General features: G+C 35.8%; 6 protein-coding genes. All 6 read right to left on the bottom strand.

Annotation, left to right across the window (positions count from 1 at the left end; genetic code table 11):
- Window positions 1–92 precede the first annotated feature (92 nt).
- The gene (locus tag X929_RS00225) at window positions 93–1085 is read right to left on the bottom strand and encodes a LacI family DNA-binding transcriptional regulator (RefSeq protein WP_103066063.1); all 993 of its coding nucleotides are present in this window, start codon (window positions 1083–1085) and stop codon (window positions 93–95) included.
- A gap of 23 nt (window positions 1086–1108) precedes the next feature.
- Complete coding sequence (locus tag X929_RS00220; RefSeq protein WP_169924893.1) at window positions 1109–1516, bottom strand: VOC family protein; 408 nt, start codon at window positions 1514–1516, stop codon at window positions 1109–1111.
- 68 nt (window positions 1517–1584) lie between these two features.
- A complete protein-coding gene (locus X929_RS00215) occupies window positions 1585–3789 on the bottom strand; it encodes a carbohydrate-binding domain-containing protein (protein ID WP_103066061.1) in 2205 nt (734 codons plus the stop codon).
- 313 nt (window positions 3790–4102) lie between these two features.
- A complete protein-coding gene (locus X929_RS00210; RefSeq protein WP_103066060.1) occupies window positions 4103–6478 on the bottom strand; it encodes a beta-mannosidase in 2376 nt (791 codons plus the stop codon).
- An 87-nt stretch (window positions 6479–6565) separates the two neighbouring features.
- Window positions 6566–8578, bottom strand: coding sequence for a methyl-accepting chemotaxis protein (locus X929_RS00205; protein ID WP_103066059.1), 2013 nt, complete (start codon window positions 8576–8578; stop codon window positions 6566–6568).
- An 85-nt stretch (window positions 8579–8663) separates the two neighbouring features.
- Window positions 8664–10928, bottom strand: a complete 2265-nt coding sequence (locus tag X929_RS00200; protein WP_103066058.1) for a glycoside hydrolase family 3 C-terminal domain-containing protein — start codon at window positions 10926–10928, stop codon at window positions 8664–8666.
- Window positions 10929–10931 lie beyond the last annotated feature (3 nt).

Below are 10931 nucleotides of genomic sequence, written 5' to 3'. Positions count from 1 at the left end.
CCGCTCCCCACCCATAAGGATAAAGAAACTTCTGACTCTTCGCCCCGCTCCCCACCCTGTAATTAATATAATTATATCAAAAAATCATTAAATTATATTTTTCTAACTGAATCTCTAATTATTAATTTTGTTGGCAAGATAACTCTTCTTTTCACCTTACTTTCACTTTTACCTTCTAATTTTTCTATTAAGAGTTTTGCTGCGTTCAATCCCATTTCGTAAACAGGTTGTCTAATGGTTGTTAGAGAAGGGTATAAATATTTAGCCAAGGGAGAATCATCAAAGCCAACTATTGAAACATCTTCAGGATAATTTAGCCCAGCTTCTCTTAGCGCTTTTATCCCCCCAAAAGCTACCCAATCATTTACAAAAAAAATTGCTGTAAAGTTTTTGCCATGTTTTTCGAGGTATTTTTTAATACCAATATATCCATCTTTCACATCAAAACCTGCAGGAATAAAGGTGACTTCAAAATCTTTTTTCTTTTGTGCAAAATTCATAAAAGCTTTTTTTCTTTCCCTTGCAGAGTATATTTCCAGTGGACCTTCAACATGCAATACTTTTCTATGGCCCATCTCGTATAAATATTTCGCAATTTTTAATGAAGAGTCATAATTATCTATAGTTACAATATCCATCTTCAGTTCTGAATTTTCTCTATCAACAGCAACAACCGGTATACCTGCTTCAATGAATTTTTCTAAACACTCTTCATCTTGATAAGTTGTGCAAGCAATGACACCATCTACTTTTCTTGCGAAGAACTCTTCTAAGGCATCTTTCTCTTTTTCCAAGGAATGTCTATATGTTGAAAGAAACATTTCTAAGTGATTTCGTAGAAGGACTTCTTCTATTCCTTCAGCCACCAGTCCATAATAATATGCTTTTAAGTCAGGAACCAAAACGCCAATCCCTCTGAAGGAACTCCCTTTTAGACTCTGGCTTCTGGTATAATCTAATTCTTTTATAACCTTTAAAATCTTTTTTCTTGTTTCTTCAGTAACGTTCTCACTTCCGTTGAGAACTCTGGACACCGTTGCGATAGAGAATCCTGAAGCTTTTGCTATTTCTCTTATCGTTGCCATTTTTCTCACCTCAATAGTTACACTTAATACTTTTCTAAATTAAGTTCTCCCTCAATTATCTCTATTAGAATGTTATCAGGATCTTTGAAAAAAGCGATTCTCACACCGCCCTCAGCATTAGTAGGTTCCATTGTGAATTCTACACCCTTTTCTCTTAAATATTTAAAGGTTTGGTCGACACTTTTTACTTTAAAAGCAAAGTGTTTTATGCCCATGTCTTTATCGTTTTGAGTTGCTAGATATTTTCCTTTCTCAGAAAAATTGAATAATTCGAGTACTTTATCCCCCATATCAAGGTAAACAATGACGAAATTTCCATTATCTTGAACAAGCTTTCCTAAAACTCTAAAACCAAGAATATCTCTGTAAAATCCAACAGATTTTTCCAAATCGGAAACTGTGATTGCTAAATGATCGAAATTAAAATGCATAATACTCATCTCCTCATAGATGAAAATTTTCATGCTTTTTTATTTTAAAATGGGGGTATACCCCCATTTTATTCAATAAAATTGACATTATCTATATACATTCTTCCAGCGAAGTCGCTGTCCACATCAACAAAAATTAAAAGCATATTTCTTAAATCAGTGTTGTCTTCAATATTGGGAACCGAATTTAAATCTATTTTTACCTCATAATGGTACAGGCCATCATTTGTTACAGTTGCCGAATCAAGATCTGAGAGATCAATTTGATAAGTATCAGATGCCTGTGCCCAATAACCTGCTGATGGTGGTTGAAATGCCAAGTTTATTTCAATAATTCCTTCCGAAGCTCTACCGGGAGCTAAATAAAAATCAAAAAACAAGAAATTTTTATCCCCACGTTTTAGGCCATCCATCCAGAAATCTAAACGTGGTGCGGATGCCCACGTATCACTTGGCTTTACTTCAGGATATGCTACTTCCCAAGATAAAGCTTTTGAGCCGCTGGCTTCTTCTATGGTAAGAGCTGTTTGCACTGCTGAGTCACTACTCCATTTCCAACCCTGGCGAGTGCCATCTTCAAAATCCGACGGTAATTTTGCTTCACCTAACGGATCATGGATAATAGGAATTTCAATTTTTTTGCCAGAAACCTTAAAATTATCCAAATAAATTACATCTGCTCCATCTGTACCTACGAAAAGAACAATATTTTGAATCGTATTGTCTGTCTCACTCGTGCCAATTATTTCCAAGCCTGGACTATCTTCACCCGTAATTGTTAGAACTGCTTTGTAAGTTCCATCAGCTTGTTTGACAAAATCATTTGGGGTGAGCCTTACGGCGCGAGCAGGATTAGTCCACCAATTGTTTCCGGGCCCTTGGGGAATCGCTGCTATAGCAACAGTTGCAGGAGATTTTAAAATAACGTCTATCATTATTTTTTCAGCCCCGGTAATATCAACTGCGTTGCCCCAATTATCCGCAGAAATACGAAGATTGTTCCAAAATCCTCCTTCGCTAACGTCATTGCTTGCATCTAAACCAGAGATTTTTAATCTATTCTTCTCATTGGTCAACGTTACATCAGTGACAGGACTGTCGGAATTTACTACAAAGCCTTGCGTGGTCCCGTCATCAAAATCCCATAATGTTTTGTAATAATATGAACGATCAATTGGTTCGTATTCTACACCTTTTATACGTGTACGAACATATTCTCCTGAAACGCTTAGTTCCTCTGGTGACCATATTTGATCAGGTCCTGGATCAAGATCTGTTGCTTCAGATTCACCATATACGTATGGTGTAAATGCCGCAGATTTTTCATTTTTATTAGTAAGAGACCAATTAACCCAACTAACGTTATTGGCGTTCAAAAACTTAAGCCATTCATCTGATTCTTCTATATATGGTCCACCATCGCCGGTAGCTTCGCTTGTTCCCCATTCAGATACAAAAATAGGGGCACCGTGCTCCAATGCATAAATTGCATTTTTCATTACGTAACTATCTGGTGATGGTTCATGGGTACCTGCATAAAAATGAAGGGTGTAAACGGTATTTTGATCGTCGATTGGATCATCAGCAGCTAAATCAGGTCTTTGGCTCCAATTGGGATTTCCAACAATAACGATGTTTTCATTACCGTTTTCCCGAAGCATTTCAATAATAGGTTCGGCATAATCTTTTACAATTTGCCAACCAGTTTTATCATTTGGGATACCATTTGGTTCGTTACATAATTCATAGATGATATGAGGATCATTGGGATACAATTCTGAAATTTCTTTAAAGAATTCCTGCGCTCCCTCATATATTGGATCGGTTGGATCTCCTGGTGCATGTACATGCCAATCAACGATCACGTACATATCGTACTTCTTTGCAAGTTCGATCCCTTGAATGACTCTTTCTTTAATGGTTTCAGGATCTGTTGCGTATCCGTCTTCTCCCACATACATGGCAAGGCGAATTACATTCGCTTCCCAATCATTCGCAAGAGCAGCAAAAGCATTGTCATTTAGAATTTCGGGGAACCATTGAAGCCCGTGAGTGCTCATACCCTTTAATTGAATAGGATTACCTTCTTCATCTCCCAAGGTTTTTATTCCGTTATACTCAATAACTTGCAAAGCCCCAGCTTCCGAGGGTTTTTTCACAAGATCATTACCGTATAAGAAAGAATCGTCGATATTTGGTGGAACTAATACAGAGTTTGCTAATAAAACAAGATTAATACAAACAACCAACGCCAATGCTAAAATCTTTTTCATTTATGCTCACCTCCCTATTGAAGATATTATACTATCTTTAGAAACTCTGAAACCTAATTTAAACTTTACTTCTAGAATTCAAAGATTTTTAAAATACCTCCATCATTCTAAGTTACATACAATCTGCTTTAGCTCCCCTTCGCCCAGCAGCCCGCCCGAATGGGTGGAGGAGGGCTCCGCCCTGTAACCTTTTTAAAAGCAGAATCTTATTTTTGAAAATCGTTTTATTTCTAAAGTGCCTAGAAGATATTTTTCGTTTTTAAAACTTCAAAAGTGTGTTTTTTAGTTTGATTTATAAATTCAAATCTTTACACTATAAATAATCAAAAGCGCTTGTTATGCTAATTTCCCCTTCAATATTATTTAAAACTTTTGGATAGGAAGGGAAAAGGGCAAAGAAGTTATCTTGAGAATAATTTTCCCCATTTACCTTAACGTTTACTCCCAATGCCGGTTTTTCACAACTCAATATCAAGTTGTTTCCTTCTTTTTTGTATGTTATCTTTGGATCGTTTAATTTATTTTTTCTTAAATCTGCAAACAATTCGTGGTTTTCTATTATGATTTTCCCATTTTGTTTTAGAATTAAGTAAGCTATGGAGTTATCTAAGTCAAGGTTGGAAATATTAAGTTGATCGATAGTAGTTACAGAATCTTCGGGCGTTTTTATGTTTGAATATTCTTTTTGCATAAGTTTTTTTCCATCTAAAGACCAAAGTTGAAATTCTAAATCAAGTTCGGTTTTGATTCCATCATTTATCAACGATATTATGATCTTTTCACCTTTATTTTTGGCAATAGCTAACAATTGATTATAGAATCTTTTAGTGTAAAAGTATAAAGCTTTAGGCCTTTTAAAATAATCTATTGAAGCCCAACTAAAAACAGGCCATGAGTCATTTATTTGCCAATAAAGAGTTCCTGCTGTTTTGTATTTTCTGCTTCTCCAATGTTCTACTCCTGTCTTAATAGCTTCTGCTTGGTTAAGTTGAGTTAAATAAACAATTGAATCAAAATTACTAATCAATCCGTAATGTCCATTAATGAACCTTAAGAGTCTTTCTGGACCTTCAACTTGTTTATTGTGATTTAACATGGTTGGAGAAAATATATCTTTTTCATTATCTTCGGCAAAGAAATCAATAGTTTTTGGATCTGGAGCTGCTTGAAATCCAAATTCACTTACGAACTTTGAATTGTCCCATGTATAGTATTTATAATCTTGCCATCCTGACCAAATTTCCCAAACATGTCTGTCTCCAGCTTCAGAAGAGTTAGCTCTGCTACCACCGTATGGGCTCGATGGCCAATACAATCTTGAGGGATCTTCTTGGGCACATATTTTAGGAAAATCTTCTAAATAAAGTCTATTTCCAAGATTTTTTCCATCCACTTTCAATTTGTAATCCCATTCTTCAAAGCCCCAATTATTCTCATTATTTCCGCACCAAAGGACTATACTTGGATGGTGTCTTAATTTCAATACTTGGTGTTTTACTTCTTCATTTGCAAGCTTTCTAAACCAATCTATATGGTCAGGATATTCAGCGCATGCAAACATGAAGTCTTGCCAAACTAATATTCCCAATTCATCACATATGTTGTAAAATGCTGGATCTTCGTAAAGGCCTCCTCCCCATACTCTCAGCATGTTCATATTGGATTCCTTGGCCATTTTGAGAAGTTTATCGTAATCACTCTCTTTTAACCAACTTAATATATTTTCAGCGGGTATCCAATTTGCTCCTTTGGCGAAGATTTTTCTGCCGTTTATCTCAAAGATAAAGCTTTCTCCTTCTGAGTCATTTTCTCTGACTACTCTGACGATTCTAAAACCTATTTTCTTTTTCTCATTGTAGATTACTTCTTCATTTTTCTTAAGTCTGAACTCAACTTCGTATAAATAGCTTTCACCCAAATCGTGTGGATACCAAAGTTTTAAATCCTTTATTCTTTTAGAACCTTCAAATTTATAATTTTCAAAACTAGCGGTTACTGGTAAGGTAATTACGAGATTTCCATTGAAAAGGATCTCTACTTCGTAATTTTTAGTATCGTTAATATGGGAATCAACGTAACCGGAAAAGTTTACTTTTCCATCTAAATTCGCCAAAAAAGCAGTGGAGCCGAAAAGCCTGGCATCTTTATAACTTTCTATGTAAATATCTCTGTATATCCCACTAGTGGCTATTCTTGCTCCCCAGTCCCAGCCATAAGAATACTGAGCTTTTCTTATGTAAACCCTTGCGGTTTCTTCACCGGCGTGTAATTTCCCGTAATTTTTTTCAAATCTTTTAGGTATGTCTATTGGAGATTTAATCTCTATTCTTAAAGAATTTTCGCCAATTTTTAGAAGCTTTTTAATATCAAACCGATATTCTATGAACATATCTTCGGTTTCTCCAACAAAATTATCGTTAAGGTAGATATTTGAAAGGGTATCCACACCTTCTAATACTAGATCATAACGTAGCTCGTCTTTTATCTCGTCTATGTAAAATTTTTTCTCATATATCCAATTTTTCCATTCTAACCTTTTGAAAAGTTTTTCATTTTCTCCTACATAAGGGTGAGGCATGAGATTCAAACCCACAAGGTCTCCTTGAACCGTTCCAGGGACATTTCCATCAAATTCAAACTCTTTTTCGTTGTCGTAAACCTTCCATTTTCCATTTAAAGATATTTGCAATTGAGATTCCTCCTAAAATAATCGTTCCCCACCCTTCTAAGGAAGGGACCTGCGGTCCCTAACCCAGCAGATGGGGGCTTTGTCATTTTATATTTTAAAACTTCCAACCAACCCTTTTAACTCTGTGGCTAACTCACTCAACTCTTTTGCTTCTTCGTTTATTCCTACAGCTTGGTTTACTTGTTCGTCTATTACACTTCTTGATCTTTCTAGTTGTTCACTTATCTGTGTTACCGCTTTCGCTACCCTGTCCATCGCTGTGCTCATCTCTTGCGCACTTGCACTTTGTTCTTCTGCACTTGCTGTCATGTTTTCTATCCCTTGGTCCATCCTTTCTATCCTTTCTTTTATCCTGTTGAAACTTTGTTGTACATTTACCATCTTTTCGTTTATTTCTCCTATCGTTCCTACTACCTTGTTCGTCGATTCGTTTACTTTGTTCGTTCCTTGCGTTATGTTGGCTAGTATCTGGGATATTTCATCCGTTGCATTTCTTGATTCTTCTGCTAATTTCCTTATCTCATCCGCTACTACTGCAAATCCTCTTCCTGCTTCTCCTGCCCTTGCTGCTTCTATCGCTGCGTTTAGTGCCAAAAGGTTCGTTTGTTCCGTTATCGAGTTTATCGTTTCTACTATACTTTGTACATTCTTGGCATTGCTTGCAAGTGTTTCTACTTCTTTTTGACTTTCTTTGGTCCTTTCTACCGCTTCTTTCACAGCTTGACTTATACTTTCTATCGTTTTGCTTCCTTCTTCTGCAGCTTTACTTGTTTCATCTGCTTCTTCACTTAACCTTTGTGCGTCTTGGGATACTCCTTGTGCCGCCCTTGCTACTTCGTCTACCCCTGAGGTTACTTCTTCTACGTTTCCTGCTGTTTCTTCTGCATTTGTTTGTATCTTGTCCATCTGGTTTTTGAGTTCTTCTGAGCTTTTTCTACTTTCTTGTGATGATTGCGTTAGACTTTCTGATGCATTTTCTACTTTGCCTGATGCTTGCATTATTGAGCCCATGGATCTTCTTAGTTCTTTACTCATTTCTGATAGAGCGTTAGCCATTTGCCCTATCTCGTCTTTGCTTTTACTTTCAAAGTTTACCGTTAGGTCTCCTTCTTTGAATTGGTTTATCTTGTTTTTGAAGTCTAGCAGTGGTTTCGTTATACTTCTTATTAGATAGATGACCATTATTATCGATACTACAAAGGCAATTACGGTTAAGATGGCTGTCAACATTATTGCCCTGTTGTTTTCTTCTATGAGGGCTGGACCTAATGTGTCTTGTTGAACTTTTAATTCATTTCTTTGTTCTTCTAACAGGTTCAATATTTCTACCCTTGCTTGTTCCATCTGCTCGATTATGGGTTCTTGGGATTCTATCGCTGTGACTATTTGATTGAAGGTGATTTCTAAATTGTCAAGATTTTCCATTAGTTCAGAAAAAGCATTTTTAAGTTCGTTATTGGTTAACCCAAATTCTACAAATGCTAAATTGTCTTTAAAGGTTGAGAACATATTTAATACATTACTTTTATCGCTTGAAGATTTAGAAGAGAAATATTTTTTAACATCTTCGTTGATATTTTGAACGGTTACAACAGGATCTTCTGGTAATAGTGAAAAAGCCAAAACACTATATTGTTTAGTTAACGTATTAAAATCATTTAGTTCTTGAATAAGTGATTCACTTAGCTTATTGAATTCAGAAAGAAAAGTATTGGCCTGAGAATTTAATTGTACAATTTCTTCGAAATTGTTTTCATATGTATTTAAAGATTTATTAATATAAACTAAAGAGGTAGATTCTGCCGTGGTGTCAAGCAAATTATTCATATATGAATCTATTTTAGATAAATTTCCTCTAAAACCGTTTTCAAAATTTTTTTCGTGATTATCTAAATAATCTTTAAAATTCAAAGAAGCTTCAAAAAAAGCTGTTTCTATTTCTGTTATATTATTAACTTGGTCTGATAAATTTTTATAAGATTCCAAGCCAGTATTTGATCTGGTAAGAGAAGTAGTATTGAAAATTATAGAAAGACCGAACAATATGAATATGATTATCACTATACTTATTATTCTTTTACCAATGGATCTTGATTTCATACGAGTCACCTTCCCTTTTTTATTTAAATAAAAGTAATTAAACCAAAGAGACGATCTTAGAGATCGTCTCCACAGTTCTTTATCTTTATTCGTTCAATTTTTTAAGGAGCGCTTCCAGCATTTCTTCAGTGAATTGTCCTCTTCCAAAGTTTATTAGCCCTCTCAGAGGAAGATATTTCATCATCGATAAAGCTAACTCTTCGTTCCTGTGTTCATCGACGGGGAAAATTTCTGAAATCTTATCTCGCATAATTTCTTTTAAGATTTGTGAGCCAACAGGGTCTTCCATTAAGTCGCCAATCGTAGAATTTCTATGGAACTTCTTTCTTATTGTTTTTGTGGAGTTAACTTTTACTGTTTCTTTTAATATTATGTCTTTCGACGATTTTCCTATTAATATTTCAAACTCTCCACTTTCTACGTACCAATCCTTTAAATCGGTGTTGTAATAAGCAAAAGCCCGCTTATCCAAGGTAAAAATTACAGTTTTTTCTTCGCCGGGTTCAAGTTGTATTTTTTCGAATCCTTTTAGTTCTTTTTCTGGCCTTGATACTCTGCTATTTATATCTTTTACATACAATTGAATTATTTCTTTGCCCCTCATATTTCCTGTATTTTTAACGTTCACTTTAACGTTCAGCGTTTGGTTATCGTTTATTTCCTTTTTATCTATTGTTAGGTCAGTATATTCAAAATTGGTGTAACTTAGCCCATATCCAAATGGGAATAACGGATCTATTTGCTTTTTGTCATAATATCTGTACCCTACAAATACACCTTCTCTGTATTCAACCCTATCGTCTTCGCCTGGGAAGTTTAGATAGGAAGGATTGTGACTCAATTTTTTTGGAAATGTTTCTGCCAATTTTCCACAAGGATTAACTTCACCAAAGAGGATATCTGTAACGGCTCCTCCCCATGCTTGGCCTCCTAGGTAACTTTCTAGTAGCGCTTTGACTTTATCAACCCAAGGCATTTCAACTGGGGCACCATTACTTAATACCACCACCGTATTTGGTTGAACATTGGTGATTTCTTCTATCAACTTGTTATGGCTTTGGGGCATCTGCATATGTTCTCTATCGTATCCTTCTGATTCGTATCTTTCAGGTAGTCCTGCGAGGATTACGGCAACGTCAGATTCTTTTGCGGCTTTCTTCGCCTTTTCTATAAGTTCCTCATCGATTTCATCTGAGTTAAGATAGTATCCTTTTTCATAAATAATTTTAGATTTTCCTTGAGTTATTTTTTCCATCTCTTCTAGTAGATTATCTGTTTTGATAGGGTTTACATGCGAACTTCCACCACCTTGATACCTGGGTGATGTGGCAAATTCTCCAATTATGGCTATCGTTTCTTCTTTTTTAATTGGAAGTATATTGTCTTCATTCTTCAAAAGTACCATGCTTTCTCTTGCTATCTTTCTTGCTAATTGATGATGAGCTTCTTTGTCATATGTTGCGTTTTGTTTCCTGTTGTCGTTTGCTTTAAAAATGATTTTTAGTAGTCTTTCTACAGTTTCATCCAAAACCTTCTCTTCTAATTGACCTTTTTTTACAGCTTGTATGATTTTATTGTCTCCTATTCCAAAGCTTGAAGGCATTTCTAAGTCTAATCCTGCTTTTAATCCGTCTACCCTTTCGTTTACTGCCCCCCAATCGGATACAACGAATCCTTCGAAGTTCCATTCTTTTTTCAATATATCTGTCAATAAGTATTTGTTTTCAGACGCATGTGTACCGTTTACTTTATTGTAAGAGCACATTACCGTCCAGGGTTTGCCGTTTTTCACCGCCCCTTCGAAGTTTGCTAAGTAGATCTCTCTTAGGGTCCTTTCATCTATTATTTCATCTACACTCATTCTTCTGTGTTCTTGATTGTTTGCAGCATAATGTTTCAAAGAGGTTCCTACCCCTAGACTTTGAACCGCATTTATATACGCTGTAGCAAGCTCTGTTGATAAGTAGGGGTCTTCAGAGAAGTATTCGAAATTTCTTCCACACAACGGAGACCTCTTAATGTTAATAGCGGGGCCTAGTAAAATATCAACTTCTTCAGCTTGGCATTCTTCAGCTAAGGCTTTTCCTTCTTCTTCTATTAATTTTCTATCCCAAGAACAAGCTGTTGTAGCAGCCGTTGGGAAACAAGTGGCGGGTACGCTGTTTTTCAACATGCCTTCGTCATCGGTGTTGGCTTCTTTTCTCAAGCCGTGAGGTCCATCACTCATTATAATAGAAGGTATTCCTAATCTTTCAATAGGTTTGGTGCGCCAATTGTCTAAGCCTGAACATAAACTTGCCTTTTCTTCAAGTGTCATCTGAGAGATCAATTTTTTTATGGCTCTCTCCATTTT

The organism is Petrotoga olearia DSM 13574 (assembly GCF_002895525.1).
GTDB lineage: Bacteria > Thermotogota > Thermotogae > Petrotogales > Petrotogaceae > Petrotoga > Petrotoga olearia.
The sequence above is the reverse complement of the archived record's forward strand: the minus strand, read 5'-3'. Positions and strand labels throughout refer to the sequence as shown.